This is a genomic window from Nostoc sp. (genome assembly GCF_036917675.1).
GTDB lineage: Bacteria > Cyanobacteriota > Cyanobacteriia > Cyanobacteriales > Nostocaceae > Nostoc.
This window is the reverse complement of the sequence record NZ_JBALCT010000005.1, coordinates 87736-106053: the sequence shown is the minus strand read 5'-3', so window position 1 is coordinate 106053 and position 18318 is coordinate 87736. Positions and strand designations below refer to the sequence as shown.

The window sequence follows — 18318 nt, the reverse complement described above, 5'->3', positions numbered from 1 at the left end:
TGTAAAACTTAATTAAGTATAATTACCTTGTGGAAAAGTACTTGAGTTTTTCCACAAGTTTTCCACAAGGTAAACTTGCCTAACTATAATTGCAATAGAAGTGAAATTTTCTAGTAGTCAGTTAAGTTTTCTCAGTTTGTAGTGAGCGCTTTAACCTTTAAATCAAGGACTAAAGTCCTTACTACAAACTCATTCACCCATCAAATAATAAATGGGATGAGCCGAATAACTGTTCGGCTTCGCAGCCTACCAAGCTATCCGACCCGGTTTTATATTCGGAGATTGTTACCAACCTCACTGGAGTAGGTCTGGACTCTTCTTGGGTACGCCCGATAAATTCCCATTCATCAGTTCTGACAGCAGAAGAGTGCTGAGGGGAGCCGCAACCACAACCCGAAAACCCACGTTGTTGTTCCTATTGTCACGCGCGTTCCTGTTGCGATTGGCCGAGCGGCAGTTCCTCGGATTGTTGTTCCACGAACCACCGCGCAGCAGCCGGAAATGCCTACCCCAATCTTCATTTTAACACGGTAGTATTCTGTATCATAACCTTTGAAAGGTTTGTAGTGAGCGATTTATTGCTCTAAATATTTGCTGCCGTAGATGCCATGTATCACCATGTTTTAAATGAGCAACCCAACTCTGTATTGACTGAGATACTTCTTGATATCCAATTTTGCCTGCATCATAGTCACAGAACATCTGCCGCAATCTTTGTCGTGCCTGACGCAGATTATCATTGCGGACTCTAATTCGGTCTGACAAGATGCGAAACCCGACAAAATTAGCCCCATATTTTGTTTCAAATAATTGGCTTTTTATCGGATGTATTTTGACCCTTAGACCAGCAAGATAATTCTCTATTTCAACTCTGGCATTTTCTAAAAAAGCTCTATTATCTGAGAACAAAGCAAAATCATCAACATAACGAATATATTTAGCAGCCTTGATTTTTTCTTTTACAAAATGATCAAAACTATTTAGATATACATTGGCAAAAAATTGACTGGTTAGATTCCCAATTGGCAAGCCATGCCGTCTTTCGAGAGGCATGAGCAAATCATCACCAGGAAAGTAATTAATTACTGGTTCTTGGGGATTACTGCTATCAATAAGGGTGTTAATTAGCCAGAGTGTATCAGGACATTTAATTTTACGATGCACAAATGACTTTAAAATCTCATGGTCGATGCTAGGAAAGTACTTCTGAATATCAGCTAGCAAAACATAGCGGCTCGAACGGGCAAATTTAGTAAAGCGACGCAAGGCGCGATGAGAACCAAAACCGACACGGTTAGCGTAGGAATCACTAATAAATGTGCGTTCAAATATGGGAACAATTACGTTGCAAAGAGCATGATGCACAACTCTGTCACGATAGGGAGCGGCTGAAATCATTCGCGGCTTGGGTTCAAAAATTTGAAATGTCCTGTATTCTCCTGGAAGATATGTTTTCGACTGGAATTCTGCTTGCAGGTGAAATAATTCTTGTTCTAAATTGTAGTTGAATTCTAAAACATTTTCTCGAAAACGCTTACCCCGTTGTGCTTGCTGGGCGGCTTTTAGTAAATTACTAAATGCAATAATTTCATTCCAAAGATTTCCATATCGTTTCATTGTTTTAATTACAGCTATGGTAGGGTGTGTCATGCCAAAGGCTAACGCACCGTTTTTATGATCTATGGTGATGCATTATGGTATTAGCCTAAGGCACTCTATTGGTGGAATATTTTGTTAATTGGAACGGAAAAAAATATTTGTAGGTTGGGTTGAGGCAATGCGTTACCCAACAAAACTAGGGATTGTTGGTGTTGGGTTTCGTTCCTCAACCCAACTTATAGTCGCCCTGGCGAGTAATAAATTAGACTGGTTTAATTTTTTGTTGTTTAATCCAGCCACCTAAATCTATACCAATGTCATTTAAAAGCTTTTGTGCATATTCATAACGCTCTGTTTTAATTAAACTAAACTCTAAAAGTAACCGAGTTTGATAACGTAAAATATCTAACTTGCTATTTAATACTTCTAACTGGGCTAATTTTTGCTTTGCATACCTTGCTACAATTAAACCATCTAATACATCATATAATTCTGTAATTATCCGATTTCCCAACAAAAACTTATGATCTCTAGGCAGACGATTTAAAATTGGCACATACCACTTGATTAAATCGTATGTTTTCTGTATTATTGGTAAATCACTCATTCAGAATTTAGCTAAAAAAATTTTATCGCGCAGAGCGCGAGAGAAAGAAGAAAAGAAGGGAAAAGAAAAAAGCGAAGAGTGCAAAAGGACAAGAGTGTAAAGGGATACTAAGTCCTGGGGGGAGCCGCAACCACAACCCGAAAACCCACGTTGTCGTACCTAACGACACGCGCGTACCTGAGGCGACCGGCCGAGCGGCAGTACCCCGGATCGTAGCTCCACGAACCACCGCGCAGCAGCCGATTATCATTATCACTCATCCAATCGCTGCCGTCTGTTGGCGCTCCGTTATAATTTTCGTGCCAAGCATCCTGACACCATTCCGATATATTACCATGCATATCAAATAAACCAAAGGGGTTTGGTGAAAATATTCCGACATCTGTTGTTTGCTCACGATATTCACCTTTGGGGCCTTGACCATAATTGCCTGGGTACAATGTCCCTCGATAATCCCAATCTGTCCCGCGATAATTCGCTAAATCAGTCGTAATCGTCTCACCAAAATAAAATGGGGTAGTCGTTCCCGCACGACAGGCATATTCCGACTCTGCCTCACTAGGCAAGCGATAGGTTTTCCCCGTCTTGTTAGACAATCGGGCACAAAACTCAACTGCATCATCCCAAGACACTTGTTCAACAGGTCGATTAGCGCCTTTGAAGTTGGATGAGTCGGGATTTAAATCAATCTTTACCTTTTTCAGCGCCGCTACAACAGCCCATTGGCTTTGTTTAACTGGAAATTTACCCATGAAAAAGGGTTGAATGGTAACAGTGTGCTGTGGACTTTCAGAATCGTATCGTCCTAGCTCATTCTCTGGGGAACCCATTAAAAATTTACCACCAGAAATTGCAACCATTTCCAGAACTACGCCATTACCCAAATTTTCTGAGAAAAACTCGGCTCGTTTGCGACTGCGATTGATTTGTTCTCCCTTAGCATTTACCGTCACCACCTCAAACTCAAACTGGTTATTTTGATTTTGTTCTGGGGGTACAGGCGTTTGTTCTACGACTACAGTCGGTTTTGGCTGACCAATAATCCCTTCTTCTATTGAAGCTACATCTTCATCCCTCAGCCCTAAATATTGCTGATAATCTCTCAAGTCATTAAATGTATTTTCGCTTAGGGTTGTTTCAGATGCATATGAAGCAACCAGCGTTGCTTCATATTCTTCTAATTTATGCTGATAATCCTGATAAGGTTGTTTAACTTCGGCTTCGATCGCATCGGCTATCTCTGAGGTAAGTTTTAATTGCAGGCGTAGCGAATTTAGCATCCGACGGGCGGGTATAGTAAACTTGCCGCGATTGATGCGATTTTCCACTTCCTTGCGATACTTCAGTATGGGGTCATCTTTAGGCGATTTTGCCAACAGAATCTTATGACCTTCTTCAACTGGGTAGAATTTGGGAGTCATTGCAGGCGCAGCTTCTTGCACCTTCGTGCTAGCGTACTCGTGCAGTTCATCAATAGAAATCCAGCCATCAGTATCTTTATCGGCTGCGCCTGTTTCAATACCCTCTACCAAATAGCGGGTGTAGATGGAGAGTTCTGAGCCTTCTTGCTCAAAGGAATATTGGGTAGAAGTGGAAGAAGTGAGGATTGCTCTGCCTTTACCGCCTAGTTGCTCTTGCACATTGATGATACCAGCATCTTTGACAGTCATGCCTTGAGCGATCGCCCCACTAAAGCAACAGTCTAGAATTACAACTTGTCTCTGCGATCGGCTATCGTTAATATTCTCGTGCAGAACACTAGCTGCAACTGCTGAAGGTGTTACCAGCTTGCCATTTTGTGTTTTGGTTGCACGAGTTGATAGATAAAGTTTACCTCTATCATCTTTAATTCCATGCCCAGAAAAGTAAAATAGCAGCAAGTCATCTTTCTGACGGTTGCTGAAAAGGTGGTAGATAGCATCTTCTATTTCCTGTCTTTGGGGATTTTTCAACATCGTGATATCTGACGCAGCAAAGCCACCCATTTCTGGGTTTACTAACACTCGCTGAATCGCCTCGATATCTTTGACAGCACTAGGTAGCGGGTTCAACCCCGGCTCATATTCACTAACCCCGATTAGTAATGCTACTCTTGCCATGTTTGCTGTCTTATATATCTTTGGTATTTTTCATAAAATCCTCAGCTTGCCGTCTGGCAAATTCAAACTCTTCTTGATTGCTGGCTTTGACTTTGAGTTTCTTGCCATTGATTTCTACTTCAATTTCAATGGTTTTTCCAGAAAGTCTAGTACTCAAAAACCCAAACAAAGGCTTTATCAAGGCTGGATTACCCACTGCCTTTAATGTCGCCAACAAGAAACCCCCTAAAGCTTTTGAACCTTGGGGGGCTTCTGTAACTGCCACTAAATTTGCATCTTCTACCCCATCAACTTCTTTAATCTGTGGGAGTAAGTTTTCTACTTCTGCTTGCAACTCCTCTTCGTCTAAACCCTGTTCAGACAGGGAAATAGTCACCTGAATATTAGATGTCGTTGCCATTATGAAGAGTCTCAGTGGTGTTAACAGTATCTATGATAAATTGTACTATTTTTTGGGCGAATGGAATAGAGCTTCCGGCACGCTGACGCGAACGCGGCTACACAAACAAAGTCCACCTCCGTGGACTAATACAAAATCAAGACTTTTAACCCAGGTCGGTGGGTTTTGCCTGTGTAGATGCGGTTTCTAACCGCCTTTTTAACTGACGATCGCAGGTGATGCCCCATTCATAGATCCATTTACAGAAGAAAGCTTAACAGAATCAATTGCTAAAAGATTAGTGAGTTTGGAATTGCCTGATGCACCTCGCTTCTTTTTGGTATTACCTCGTCGCATACCACCCGCCATTTCGTATTCCTGGCTGGTTTTACCGTAACGGCTGCCAACTCCTAGTAACATTTTTTCTGACATTGTGATTACAGCCTGTTCTGCGTTCTTCACGTCGTCGGCAAGTTTGTCAATAGAGGATAAAGCAGTGTTGTAGGCAGCAAGCTTAGACCGTAGATCGTTAATTGTCGTACTGTAAGCTTGTATAGTCAGTCCCTCGCCAAAGTCAAGTTCTACGCTGATAGATTGTAAACTTTCAATCCGGCGATCGCCTCGTTCTAAAACGCTGGAATTTCTTTTACGACGTGCCATAATGCATCTCTGCCAGTAAGTTAATAGTACTGTTTTATACAAAAATATGTTTGATGTCATGGGAAAATATAACAAATCAGTGCGATCGCATCTCAAAAATTTTAGTTAATTTCACTTAGACGTTTTAATATTTCAAGTAGTAAATACTTTTATAAGTTCATTACAACAATTGCTGCAATGATTTAAGTGTTTCTTATATATGGAAGAGCATTTGTTGCAAAGTATTAAGTATTTGTGGCAACTGCTTATACATTTATAACAAATAATTAAGTGTTTCTTATATATAGAATAGCATTTGTTGCAAAGTATTAAGTATTTGTGGCAACTGCTTATACATTTGCAACAAATACTTAAGCGTTTCTTATGAATCAAGCAATATTAGCTGCAAACGTTTAAATTTTCACAGTCTGAAGCGTAGGAGCGATCGCCTATAAACAATAAGGGTGTTAGTATATCCTTCACCAGCTGAATCTGACTTATGAAATTAGTTTGCTCCCAAAGCGACCTCAGTACAAACCTCTCACTCGTCAGTCGTGCTGTACCTTCACGACCAACTCATCCCGTACTTGCCAATGTGCTGTTACAAGCGGATGCTGAAACTAACCAAGTAAGCTTAACAGCCTTTGATCTCAGCTTGGGAATCCGCACTAGCTTTAACGCAGAGGTATGGCAAGGAGGCGCGATCGCACTTCCTGCTAAATTACTTGTAGACATCACCTCTCGTCTTCCAGAAGGCGAAATCACTCTAGATGATGAATCAGCCCTCACAGGTGCAACATCCGGTGGAGAAGGTTTAATTGTCACACTCACACCCAAGAGTGGGCATTACCAAGTACGAGCAATGGAGCCTGGAGAATTTCCCGAACTACCTATAATTGAAAATACGGAAGTAATCTATCTCACCACCGCCTCATTAATTGAAGGCTTACGCGGTTCATTATTTGCTACCAGTGCTGATGAAACCAAGCAAGTATTAACTGGTGTGCATTTAACAGTTAAACAAGATACCCTAGAATTTGCAGCTACTGATGGACATCGCCTAGCAGTGGTAGAAACTAGCAACGAGCGTCCTTTAGGCGGAACTAGTGAACTAGAAGTGACAGTACCAGCTAGAGCATTACGCGAACTCCAACGAATGCTAGCTCATAGCGCCTCATCAGATGAACCTGTAGCTTTATATTTCGATCAAGGTCAAGTTGTGTTTGCATGGCAAAATCAACGCTTGACTAGTCGCACATTGGAAGGGCAATATCCTGCTTATCGACAATTAATCCCACGCCAATTTGAGCGACAAGTGACAATTGAGCGGCGACAATTTGTCAGCACTTTAGAGCGGATTGCTGTACTAGCCGATCAGAAAAATAATATTGTCAAGGTCAGTATTGACAGTGAAGCCCAAGAAATTACCTTATCATGTGAAGCTCAAGATGTGGGAAGTGGTAGAGAGTCAATGCCAGCACAGATTTCTGGGGAAAATATTGAGATTGCCTTTAACATAAAATATTTAATGGAAGGCTTGAAAGAATTGCCATCTTCCGAAATTCAAATGCATTTAAATCAAAGCCTGACTCCAGTGATTTTTACACCACTGGGTGGTTTGAAAATGACCTATTTAGCTATGCCTGTGCAACTTAGAAGTTAAAAAGAATGGTATAAACCCAACAAACGCTTTATTACCCAATAGACATCTCCCAAAATTAATTCTGCGTTGCTCAAAATCCTTGGTAGGCACAATTTATGAATTGTGCCTACGCCATTTTAGGAAATGTATAATACGCTTGGGTTAAGATTTGAAGGCAAGCGACGCTTGCCTCTCTCCCCACTATTCCGATTATCATTATTATGCAGATATATTTCTATACTTAGACGTATTGATAAAATTTACTCGCTTTTAACTTGTCACTAATGAATACAACCTAACCTTTTCCCCTCTTCATTTATTTTTAATAAAATAAAAATGGTCAAATTTTATACGGCTGATAATAAGTAAAAAGCTTTAAATAAGTAGTAATATCTGCAAAGTGTTTTTTGAGATGAAAATATGGTAATTTTACGCATAGTAAGTTTCGGATTGCTTTTTGCTACCTTTCCAATGTTTTTGCTGCTAACCGGCAAAGGTCGATTTTTGCTCAAATCGATGGTAGTGGAGATCAAGCAGGGAATTCGGAGTTTACTAAAAAATCTCAAATTATGGTCTTTTAATGACCGAGAGTCTCGTGGAGCATCATCTAAATTTCCAGTTGATACAAAGCCTAAAAAGTGGGAATCTGGTTATGTAAAACCTAACGGGCTAGGATCAAAACTGTCAAGAACTATAACAATTGCTGTGATCCTTGTGGCAGCAGTAATAGCTGGAAATACTGTATCTGCTCAAGTTACGGCGTTGCCACCTCTAGCTTCTCTCAAGACTGTTTCGGTTCCAGAGCCTGATAATCTTGGAGACTTTGTAAAAGACAAAGTAGCCGCCATTAAGTTAGGAAAGGCTCTTTTTTGGGATATGCAAGTTGGTAGCGATGGACTAACCTCCTGTGCTACTTGCCATTTCCATGCCGGAGCCGACAGCAGATCAAAAAATCAGATATCTCCTGGTCTTATGCGGCTCAACGCTGATCGCACAGAAAACCCAGATCCGGTTTTCAATGTCGGCGGTGGGGCGAACTACCAGCTCAAGCCAGAAGATTTTCCCTTTCACAAGTTGTCAAATCGAAATGATCCGACAACAGTTGTGTCTGACCGGAATGATATCGCCTCCTCCCAAGGAGTTATCAATACCAAGTTTGTTGATGTAATACCTGGTAATGCAGAAGACCAAGTAACGCTTCAACCAGATCCGGTGTTTAACGTGGGAGGTATAAATGTCCGTCGCGTCGAGCCACGTAACGCGCCAACTGCGATTAATGCAGTATTTAACTTCCGCAACTTTTGGGACGGTAGGGCGCAAAACATCTTTAATGGAGTGAATTCCTTTGGTTTGAGAGATTCTCATGCTTCTGTCGTGAAAGCACAGACTCCAAATCAGCTAAAATTTGTCAAAATCAGTCTCAATAATTCGTCTTTAGCTTCTCAAGCAGTCGATCCACCACTTAGCTCCTTCGAGGAATCTTCTGATGGTCTTACCTTTCAAGAAATAGGTGATAAGTTCGGACTCATTGATCACAAATCCGGCAGCGTTGCCAAGGGTAAGAAACTCCCCAGAAAACTTGCTAAAAAGTTATTTCCTCTGAGGCCGCTTGGGAAACAACTTGTGCATCCACAGGACAGTGTTTTAGGTACAGATAGCAGATGGCCTGAACCCGGACTGAGAAATAAAAGCTATGATCGCCTAATTAAAGATGCCTTCAAGCCGGAGTGGTGGAAGTCTAATCAACTGATTCAAATTGATGCTAAGGGTGTCAGAACTTTTGTTAAGAAACCGGATCGCTCTTTGGAAACCAATGAGTACAGGTTAATAGAGTACAACTTCTCGCTATTTTTTGGGCTAGCAATTCAAATGTACGAATCTACGCTCATCGCTAACGATACCCCACTTGATCGCTTCTTGGAAGGAAACACCACTGCCCTAACTGGGCAACAGCAACGGGGGAAACAACTGTTCGAGGGTAAAGCTCAATGCAACGTTTGTCATAATGGGGCAGAACTTAGCAGTGCTTCTGTGAGTTCTGTGCAGAAACAAAGGATTGGGATTCTTAAGATCCCTAATTTTAGCAGATTCGTCTTTGACAATGGCTTTTTCAATATCGGCATCAGACCGACATTAGAAGATGTTGGTGTTGGAGGTAATGACCCATTTGGGAATCCGCTTTCTGAAACGAGACTAGCTCTATTGGGAACTTTCCAGCAACTTCTCGGTTCCCCATCCAACACCACAGTTAGCTCTAAGGACATAATACTTGCGGATGGTAGTTTTAAAACTCCTGGACTCCGCAATGTCGAACTGACTGCCCCTTATTTCCACAATGGTGGTTCTTTAACTTTGCAGCAAGTCGTAGAATTATACAATCGTGGCGGAGACTTCCGCCAGCAAAGCGCTCTTGCCGTGTTGGGATTAACTGAAGCTGAAAAAAATGACTTGGTAGCCTTCTTGAAATCTCTCACTGATGAGCGAGTCCGCTATGAAAAAGCGCCATTTGATCACCCACAACTGTTTGTTCCAAATGGACATCCGGGTGATTCTACATACGTGATTAATGATGGTACTGGCAAAGCCACAGATAGTCTACTGCAAATTCCTGCTGTTGGTAGTCATGGTGGTAATGGCACTCCAAATTTCCTCGCCACTTCCAGACAGTGGTAAATAGCGTATAATCGCTAACCTGACAACATTTCCGATGTTGGGGATTTTTTGGTCGGGGAAACCCAGCACTAGCTCCCCAACACCGGAAATTATACAAAATCTTGAAATCGGGCTCCCAGGTGCAGCGATCTTGAGAGACTTAACGGGAAAAGTCAGGGCGGTGGCTCCCCAGCTTAGGGAAGTTGATGATGCGATTTGGTGATTTGTTTAATCGGAATTTCAATCCAAAATTCTGTACCTAAACCTGGCTCTGAATCAGATTTAAACACACCACCGTGTTTATCTACGACAATCTGATAACTAATTGACAACCCCAAGCCCGTGCCTTTTCCCACTGCCTTAGTAGTGAAAAATGGGTCGCAGATTCTTCCCTTCAGGGCTTCGGGTATTCCTGGACCATTATCTGCAATCCGAATTACTACACTCTTGACATTGCCTTCCATCTCTCCAAGAGCAGTACTGATGGTAATTTGACTGCTATGAGGTTTTGATAGAGATTCGCTGTAATCTTCTAGAGCATCGATCGCATTGCTTAAAACATTCATAAATACCTGATTGAGTGGACCGGCATAGCACTCTACTAAAGGAAGATCGCCGTATTCTTTGACTAATTTAATATCCGGGCTTTTCGGTTTTGCTTTCAAGCGATACTGCAAAATTAACAAGGTGCTATCAATGCCCTGGTGAATATCTACTGGCTTCATTTCCGCTTCGTCAAGGCGAGAGAAATTCCGTAAACTCAAGACAATCTGCCGAATGCGCTCAACCCCAACTTTCATGGAAGATAGAGTTTTGGGCAAATCTTCTTTGAGAAATTCTAAGTCGATGTCGAATATGCGATCGCTAATTTCAGGGCTGGGGTTGGGGGTATTTTGCAAATAGAGGTCTAATATACTCAGTAAATCTTCGGCGTAATTGTTGACATGATTGATGTTGCCATAAATGAAGTTCACCGGGTTATTAATTTCGTGGGCAACACCAGCTACCAGTTGACCCAGTGAGGACATTTTCTCAGTTTGAATTAGTTGGGTTTGAGTTTGCTTTAAATCATGCAAAGCTTCAGCCAGTTTTTCTGTCTGCTCTTTGGTTTGATTATGCAATTGGGCCTGTTGGACTGCAACCCCCATTTGGCCCGCAATCTGACTGAGAAAGTTAACTTCAGAGGCTTTCCATTGCCGAGATCCAGTGTGTTGATAAGTTGCCAACAAACCCCAAAGTTTTTGTCCAACAAAAATCGGAGCAAGCACAAAAGCGTAAATTTGAAACTGCTCTAGATTGTCGATATGACACTGAGCAAACCCCATCTTGTAGATGTCATCGGCTGCAAATGTTTCATTGTTGCGGTAGCGTCCTCCCTCTGTATCTTGTAAATAGGTGTCATTCCAAATTGTATTAATACCTAGTTCGGACTGATTCGACCAGTGTGGACTAGCAGCCTCGAAATCCCCGACAAATTGACCACCCCAATCAGAATCGAAACGATAAACAGAAACGCGATCGGCTTTGATTAATTGACAAACCTCTTTAGTAGTGGTTTGAAAAATAGTAGCTGTGTCAAGAGATTCCCGAATCTCGGTAATAACTTTAAACACAGCCTGTTCTTGTTCAGATGTTCGTTGTAACTCAACTGTGCGTCTTTTAACTTGTTTTTCTAAATTTTCATTGAAGGCTTGTACTTGTTGGTATAGTTCATACTGCTGAACTGCTGAACCAAAGTGTTTACCCAGTTCTCTAGCCAGTTCAATCTCTTCAACCGTCCATTTTTGAGCTTGTGCTTTTTTAGATTCGCGCCAAACCTCAAAGGATAAACGGGGGTACAGTTGCCTTTGATCGCTGTCATACTGCCCCGCCCAGAGAGTCTCTGTATCTATTTCGTCACGGAAAATACTTAAGTAGCCCAGCAACTTCTGACGATACTGGAGTGGGATAATCAACATACTGCGAATTTTAGTTGGTTGAAAAGCAACTTGCAAAGTTCGCAAACTAGAGGTTTTATATATATCTAAAATCGCCCAAACATCGTAGTTACTGGACTTGTAGTGTTCCTGCCAAACACTATACTGCTCGATCAGTGGATATATAGTTTGTTGTGGCAGCACAGGTTGCTGTCCACAGATATAAAGCTTGAGACAATTATTTCCTGGTATTAAGCATTCTGTTAAACTGGTGACGTTGCTATTGTCGGAATCAAAAGCTGCATTTCTAATGCAAAGCCTGCCACCAACACCATTAAAGGCAGCAACAACCGCTTCTAGGGCTGGTTGTAATACAATTGTCGGTAATGAATGTAATAGGGTAGCAACGCGGTTAACGATCGCTTCACGTTCGGCTGTTTTGCGGACTTGAGTCAGAAGGGTACTTTGAGCGATCGCTATTGACAGTTGATCCACTACCATCTGTAATGCTTCTAGTTCATATTCTGAAATCAAACGCGCTTGGGAATTATGAGACACCAGTAGTCCCCAGAGTTGATTTTGATAGAGAATAGGCGCGATTACAGAGGACTTTACCCCCATTGCCGTCAAATATTCAACATGGCATAAGTCTACAGAGCGGTAACGGATCTCCTCTGATATAGTTTCTCCATTATCCAAATCACGCAGGTGAATTTGACCAATTTCTTGAGTATCAACATTCACAACAGAACGCACCCGTGATTTAATAAATAGTTCACGGGCGCTGAGTGGAATATCCTCAGCAGGAAAATTCAGCCCTAATAGCGATGGCAACCGATTTTCGTAAATTGACTCAGCAATCACTTCACCACTGCCATCGGCATGAAATTTGTAAATCATCACTCGGTCAGTTTTTAATAGCGATCGCACCTCTGCCGTTGTCACAGTGATAATTTCTTCCAACTCTAAGCTTCGTCGGATACGGTTTGTTATGCGGCGTAGTAAACTTTCTTCATGGCGACATAAGGACAAATCTTGTTCAGGGTTCGAGGTCATCGCTTACAGTAAAATAAATTAATAATTTGCAAACTAACATAATTAAATCTAAAGCTATTTTGGTTGTTTTTTAATCAATTTGTCTTCAGTAAAAACACGGGCAAATCATTAGTAAAAATCTTTATTTACCTTTTATCAAGCTTTACCAAAACATCACAAAAACAGACGCTAAAAGATTGCGTCTGTACTAGCTAAAATAAAGGATTTTTGCTTTTTAGTTTTAAGTTTTTCTGGAACATTGCCCTAGCCACAAACTTAAACTCTTATATTGTCACCAAAGCGGATTTTAAGATAGTCATCTTCCATCTTTGCCCCTCCTGGTTGTAGTGCTGCTAAGGCTTGCGGTAAAACTAAGTTACGACGATGGTTGCCAATAGTAATGTTTAATTCATCTCCATTCTTACTCAGTTGAATTTGGTTTTTAGGAATCCCAGGTAAGTAAAGTTCTAAGCTGTATTGGTTCTCCTCTTGTACAATCCTCATAGTCGTTTCTTTATAATAAACCTGAGTCGGATCTTCATCTTTGTAGAGGGTTTCCTTCAGGCGTTCTAATGCAGCTAATCCGCACATTTCCTCAGAAAATAAGGGAACTTCTTTCACAGGTAGAGGGTGAAAATTATCATGAATTTCCTGGCGATATTGCTCCTGACTTTCCTTCCAACGTTGGAAAAATGGATCTTGGACTTCGTTGGGGATAATCCGATTAGCCACTATTAAATCTGTTGCAACATTATACAAACTCAGATAAGCATGGGCACGCAAAGACTCTTTAATCACCATTTTTTCGGGATTTGTTACCAGACGCACTGAGGTTTGAGTATTGTCTGTTAATACTTTTTCCAGAGCTTCTATTTGCTCATAAAACTCATAAGGTGCATCCATCACCTCTTTATCAGGTAGCGAAAAACCGGCAATAGGTCTAAAAAAAGGTTCAACCAGAGGGCGAAGTGCTACGGAGATGTTTTGAAATGGTTTGTAAAAACGGCGCATATACCAACCACCAACTTCAGGTAAACTCAGCAAGCGCAGTGCAGTGCCAGTCGGGGCTGAGTCGATAATTAAGACATCAAACTCACCTTCATCGTAATGGCGTTTCATCCTTACTAAGCCAAAAATCTCATCCATTCCTGGTAAAATTGCCAATTCTTCCGCCTGTACTCCATCTAAACCCCTGGCCTGTAAAACTTGGGTAATATAACGTTTCACAGCACCCCAGTTTCCCTCTAGTTCTTGCAGCGCATCCAGTTCAGCACCCCACAGATTTGGGCGAATTTTTTGGGGTGCATGTCCCAGTTCCATGTCAAAGCTGTCTGCTAGGGAGTGAGCGGGATCTGTACTTAAAACCAATGTCTGATAGCCTAGTTCCGCACAACGAAGTCCAGTTGCAGCCGCAACGGAAGTTTTGCCAACTCCGCCTTTCCCGGTCATTAAAATTACACGCATAAATGCTTCTGTCCTGCCTGATGATTTTTACATTTATTTACATTATCGACTGTTTAACGAAAATAAATGCTCTTTCACCACGTCTAGGCGTGAATAATATTCTCAATATAACCGTTAAGTTGACACCAATGAGTTTACTTATTTATTCCAGAGACTTAAAAATGCTTGAGAGATGGCTGGGGTCATCTGACTTTGTAAGTGAGTTAGTGCATCACGATGGTTTTGATTGTTGTCATCATAATAAGTGAACACATTAGTCAGCTTGACAAGCTCAGGATTTTGATCATTTGTCCCCCTCCATTTGTTAGTAACTTTGTGTAAAACGTCCTGGGGTAGATTTTGTTGTAAGTTATTTAGGGCTGCGATGTAAGAAGGATTTTGAGGATTCTTTTTGAATTGCAAACACAAATCTATCAGCTTGAGTTGGGTCTGTGGCTGAGGCTGGGGCTTATCTGTTAAACTCGATTGCTGTAGAATTTGGCGCTGTTCAATAGTGGCAATGCCATTTTGAGTTAAACCCTGAGATTTCTGAAATTTCTTGACTGCTGTATAAGTGGCTGGTCCATAAAGAGGCAAGTCTTGAGGAATTTCGGCATTGGTTGCAAAACCGTGAAACTTCAATCTATTCTGAAGTCCTTTGACTGTATCTTCCATTACAGTTCGAGTCTCAGAGTCAGCGTTACCATTAACCACAAGTTTTTGTGAGTACTGTTTCTGAAACTTTTTAATTGCTTCTTCAGTAGGATCATCTGTCAAGGAGTTGTTATTCCGCTTCCAGGGAGCAAATTTTGTGAGATCCGGTTTAGGATCAATCTCAGGAGCTAAATATCCCAGCCCGATCAATATATGACGGATGACTTCAGGGCTACTAATGGCCATTTTTTTTGGTTCCTTTGCTACTAAACTACCATTTAATGTATCTGGTTTTACAAAAACTAAGTAAGTAGGAATAAACAAATCTAACATGTCTTATTAAGGCGTTGCAAAAGTTAAGGAATAAGAATTAAATAACATACAATTTATGTCCCTGGCTTACCTCGCCCTCAATCCCTCTCCTTATAAAGGAGAGGGAAGCTAGAGACAGGATAAAGTTTTGCATTTTATTTAATCCACATTCCTAAACGATGTGTGACAAAAAGCTGCAACTCTTTGAGACGTTCGTCGTAGGCGACTACACACCGGGAAAAAGAAAGATGGTTTTAAGTCTTGGTGGGCGATCGCTTCTTCTCAACTATTGATGATGATACTACGCAATGTTTCCTTGACACCAGTTTACAACCGCTCTCCGTACTTGTGCGATCGCTCTTTGCTATTTTGCGATATCGCGTTGGTTAAGGAATTACGCCAAGATATTCCCAATATCAAAAATCGCTCTGACCCAGAGGCTGAAATTACAGCGTATTGCAGGTAAATGAAGTACACGGGTAGGGACACAACATGTTGTGTCCCTACGATGATCTGTACCTCACGCCTGTTGCAATCTGCTGTATCAAGTCTCCTACTGAGCCGCACGTAATTATGAAAAATGTTTAAGCAAGCCAAGTGATGCTACTTCTTACCTTAAGGATAAAAGCCGGACAGACAAAGAAATTTGACAGTCAATGCTGGGTAACCTTCTGACGCGGTTGCAGCTGTCTCAATAGATTACTATTGGTAAGAAACGATTTCCAACTTTTCATAATTTTAGTTGTTGATGGAGTCAAGGGATAGTATTTTCAATTGTGCATTTCAGACAGAGTGATTTCTGAAGCTATTTTGAGACTAACTATGCACTCAAGTAATATTTGCCGTATTCTGTAAGTGGACTAGTTAAGTAGTGCCAATCTTTACGGAAAATTTTGTTGACATCAAGAACACTGATGAAACGCTTAAATTTTTTACAACAGTCCCAAAAAGTTACAACATTATCAGAACAAAAAACTCCTGTGTTATCGCAACAGGAAGCAACTGAGACTTCTACTGAATCGAACAACGCTCTCAACAAAAAATTATCATCTTCTTGGGTACGGTATCTGCTACTGCTTACGGGATCGGCAGTATTGTTGAGTGTACTTGCAACTTATGTAGGAAATTATGCTTACCAGGAATGGCAATACAGGCAAAGATATTTACAAACTGATAATGCTCATGTCACCGCAGAGATCAACCCTGTGACTACTCGTGTATCAGGAATAGTCACTGAAATTACATTTAATGATAATCAAATGGTATCTCCGGGCATGGTGTTAGTCAAACTTGATAAAAGCAACTATCAATTATCTCTAGCACAGGCAAAAACATCTCTAGAATTAGCTAAACAGCAAGCAGCATTGGCACGTGAAAAAATTTCCAAAATTGTTATTGATATTCCTGAATTACAACCAGATACCAAGAACAAAAATGCTCAGGTAGAACAACGAGCTTTGATTAAAAAAAGAACTTTACAAGCACAAATCCTCAATCAGCAAAAGAAGCTAAATGAGCAACAATATAAGATAGCGTTGACTACTTTTACTCAAAAGCAAATAGAGGTAAAAAAAGCGGAAATGGAGTTAGATTACACTAATATTGCAACTACTGTTGGTGGACTAATTGGGAATAAAAACGTCCAAGTAGGACAGCAGGTGCTTCCAGGGCAAACTCTCTTATCAATAATGCAGCCACGTCCTTGGATTATTGCCTATTTTCCAGAAAAGCAGTTAGAAAAGATACAGCCAGGGCAAAAGGTGAAAATTACAGTCTCAGCCTTTGCTAATCGGCAGTTTCAAGGCAAGGTAGATAGTATCGCCTTTATGACAGAAGATAATCTTACGAGTAATTCAGCTTCTAATAATTCACTACATCAAATTCCCGTCAAGATTGTGTTTGATGGGTCAAGTATTCAAGGTTATGAATCCCGATTTAATCCGGGAATGTCAGCAATTGTAAAAGTTGAAACTAAATAAATGGTCAGTCCCAACTCTAGGAGACGCTACGCGAACGGGGAAATCAAAAGTCAAAAGTCAAAAGTCAAAAGTCAAGTGAAACTGGTAACATACTCGTTGTAGTTTGCATTTGCGAGTGAAAACGTAAAAACACTTATTTACCGAGGTGATTGTTTACTTGTGGCTAAGTAGAGCAATTATCTACTTTTTTGTATTAAGAGTGTTGGGATGAGGGGGCTAGCACTGCAATCGTTAAAGTATTGCGACAAATATAATTGTCATAATCAATCCCTGTGGTTAGGGATTAATCATGGCGATCGCTCATACGGAACTGCGATCGCTTTTTTATTGGATCAACCCGCCATTACTTCTATAGTTTCAACTTAGACTGTATATTTTTTATGCAATTGTGGCAGGAGTTATGGGGTCAATCTGCAATATTTTCAGAAGAAAACCAAGTCTGTGACGAGGAACCGAAGAACTGTCATGTCCTTTGTGCGTCTGGTAGAGAAGGCATATTTTACGCGCCACCCTTTACTCAAAATGAATTTTCTTCAAGTTCAGCGATGTCTAGCGACAAGCCGGTTCACGTCTCGGCTCGTAAAACACGGGAGCAAGTAGAATGGGGTTATTCTGGTTCCTTGTTGGGAGAAAACTAAGTCTCTGGCGAGGAGGTGAAAGATTGTTTTGAAGGCACTTGTTCCGCCACGCCTGTCGCTCAAATTGAAAAATCCTCAAATTCAGCAGCGATCGCATTGCAGGGATAGTGGATCTGTACAATAGCCTATAGCGCTTCTCAATTGAGTCGAATACAGACCTAACCCCCAGCCCCTTCCCTACAAGGGAAGGGGAGTAAGAAATTCAAAGCCTCTCTCCTTTTAGCCTACGGTGTACACACAAGTATGACCAGCATAAGTTTTAACTCTTCTAGTTGTTTCGTAGGGTGCATTATGGAGACGCCAAAATAACAAATGCGTTCGCCGAAATAACAAATGAGTTCCCCGAAATAACAAATGAGTTCGCCGAAACAACAAATGCGTTCGCCGAAATAACAAATGCGTTCGCCGAAATAACAAATGAGTTCCCCGAAATAACAAATGAGTTCCCCGAAATAACAAATGAGTTCCCCGAAATAACAAATGAGTTCCCCGAAACAACAAATGCGTTCGCCGAAATAACAAATGCGTTCGCCGAAACAACAAATGCGTTCGCCGAAACAACAAATGCGTTCCCCGAAATAACAAATGCGTTCCCCGAAATAACAAATGCGTTCCCCGAAATAACAAATGCGTTCGCCAAAATAACAAATGCATTGGCGTAGCCCGTACTTCTCTACGAGACGCTGCACGAACGATAAAGCTCAGTGATCACCGCAGGCATTGC

14 protein-coding genes and 1 pseudogene are annotated in these 18318 nt (G+C 41.2%); 5 read left to right on the top strand and 10 right to left on the bottom strand.

Annotated elements, in window-relative coordinates; translation table 11 throughout:
* Positions 1-294 precede the first annotated feature (294 nt).
* The 6 genes and pseudogenes from V7K31_RS02280 to V7K31_RS02255 all read right to left on the bottom strand — a co-directional run.
* A pseudogene (locus V7K31_RS02280) lies at positions 295-507 on the bottom strand (SUMF1/EgtB/PvdO family nonheme iron enzyme); the annotation flags it as partial.
* Between the two features lie 36 nt (positions 508-543).
* A complete protein-coding gene (locus V7K31_RS02275) occupies positions 544-1617 on the bottom strand; it encodes an RNA-directed DNA polymerase (RefSeq protein WP_335092342.1) in 1074 nt (357 codons plus the stop codon).
* Between the two features lie 244 nt (positions 1618-1861).
* Entirely contained in the window at positions 1862-2206 is a 345-nt protein-coding gene (gene avd / locus V7K31_RS02270) for a diversity-generating retroelement protein Avd (RefSeq protein WP_335092340.1), read from the bottom strand.
* A gap of 107 nt (positions 2207-2313) precedes the next feature.
* Positions 2314-4305, bottom strand: a complete 1992-nt coding sequence (locus V7K31_RS02265) for a caspase, EACC1-associated type (RefSeq protein WP_335092338.1) — start codon at positions 4303-4305, stop codon at positions 2314-2316.
* A 10-nt stretch (positions 4306-4315) separates the two neighbouring features.
* Positions 4316-4705: a sugar ABC transporter permease gene (locus V7K31_RS02260; protein ID WP_335092336.1), complete on the bottom strand. Its 390-nt coding sequence runs from the start codon at positions 4703-4705 to the stop codon at positions 4316-4318.
* A 198-nt stretch (positions 4706-4903) separates the two neighbouring features.
* Positions 4904-5344, bottom strand: a complete 441-nt coding sequence (locus V7K31_RS02255) for a hypothetical protein (protein ID WP_335092335.1) — start codon at positions 5342-5344, stop codon at positions 4904-4906.
* A gap of 478 nt (positions 5345-5822) precedes the next feature.
* Between V7K31_RS02255 and dnaN the strand changes: the two genes are divergently transcribed.
* Both dnaN and V7K31_RS02245 read left to right on the top strand, forming a co-directional pair.
* Complete coding sequence (dnaN, locus tag V7K31_RS02250) at positions 5823-6986, top strand: DNA polymerase III subunit beta (protein ID WP_335092334.1); 1164 nt, start codon at positions 5823-5825, stop codon at positions 6984-6986.
* A 399-nt stretch (positions 6987-7385) separates the two neighbouring features.
* Positions 7386-9638, top strand: a complete 2253-nt coding sequence (locus tag V7K31_RS02245; RefSeq protein WP_335092333.1) for a cytochrome-c peroxidase — start codon at positions 7386-7388, stop codon at positions 9636-9638.
* Positions 9639-9811: 173 nt separating this feature from the next.
* Here V7K31_RS02245 and V7K31_RS02240 read toward each other — a convergent pair whose 3' ends face one another.
* From V7K31_RS02240 to V7K31_RS02230, 3 genes are all read right to left on the bottom strand, one after another.
* The gene (locus V7K31_RS02240; protein ID WP_335092332.1) at positions 9812-12589 is read right to left on the bottom strand and encodes a GAF domain-containing protein; all 2778 of its coding nucleotides are present in this window, start codon (positions 12587-12589) and stop codon (positions 9812-9814) included.
* Positions 12590-12844: 255 nt separating this feature from the next.
* Entirely contained in the window at positions 12845-14032 is a 1188-nt protein-coding gene (locus tag V7K31_RS02235) for a TRC40/GET3/ArsA family transport-energizing ATPase (RefSeq protein WP_335092331.1), read from the bottom strand.
* A gap of 138 nt (positions 14033-14170) precedes the next feature.
* Positions 14171-14998, bottom strand: a complete 828-nt coding sequence (locus tag V7K31_RS02230; protein ID WP_335092330.1) for a peptidoglycan-binding domain-containing protein — start codon at positions 14996-14998, stop codon at positions 14171-14173.
* A 271-nt stretch (positions 14999-15269) separates the two neighbouring features.
* Between V7K31_RS02230 and V7K31_RS02225 the strand changes: the two genes are divergently transcribed.
* The 3 genes from V7K31_RS02225 (at position 15270) to V7K31_RS02215 (ending at position 17594) form a co-directional block, all read left to right on the top strand.
* Positions 15270-15443 (top strand): hypothetical protein, encoded by a 174-nt coding sequence (locus V7K31_RS02225; protein WP_335092328.1) that lies wholly within the window; start codon positions 15270-15272, stop codon positions 15441-15443.
* 448 nt (positions 15444-15891) lie between these two features.
* Complete coding sequence (locus V7K31_RS02220) at positions 15892-16956, top strand: HlyD family secretion protein (RefSeq protein ID WP_335092327.1); 1065 nt, start codon at positions 15892-15894, stop codon at positions 16954-16956.
* 380 nt (positions 16957-17336) lie between these two features.
* Positions 17337-17594, top strand: a complete 258-nt coding sequence (locus tag V7K31_RS02215) for a hypothetical protein (protein WP_335092325.1) — start codon at positions 17337-17339, stop codon at positions 17592-17594.
* Positions 17595-17883: 289 nt separating this feature from the next.
* Here the strand turns inward: V7K31_RS02215 and V7K31_RS02210 are convergent, their stop codons facing one another.
* Positions 17884-18234, bottom strand: coding sequence for a hypothetical protein (locus V7K31_RS02210; protein ID WP_335092323.1), 351 nt, complete (start codon positions 18232-18234; stop codon positions 17884-17886).
* Positions 18235-18318 lie beyond the last annotated feature (84 nt).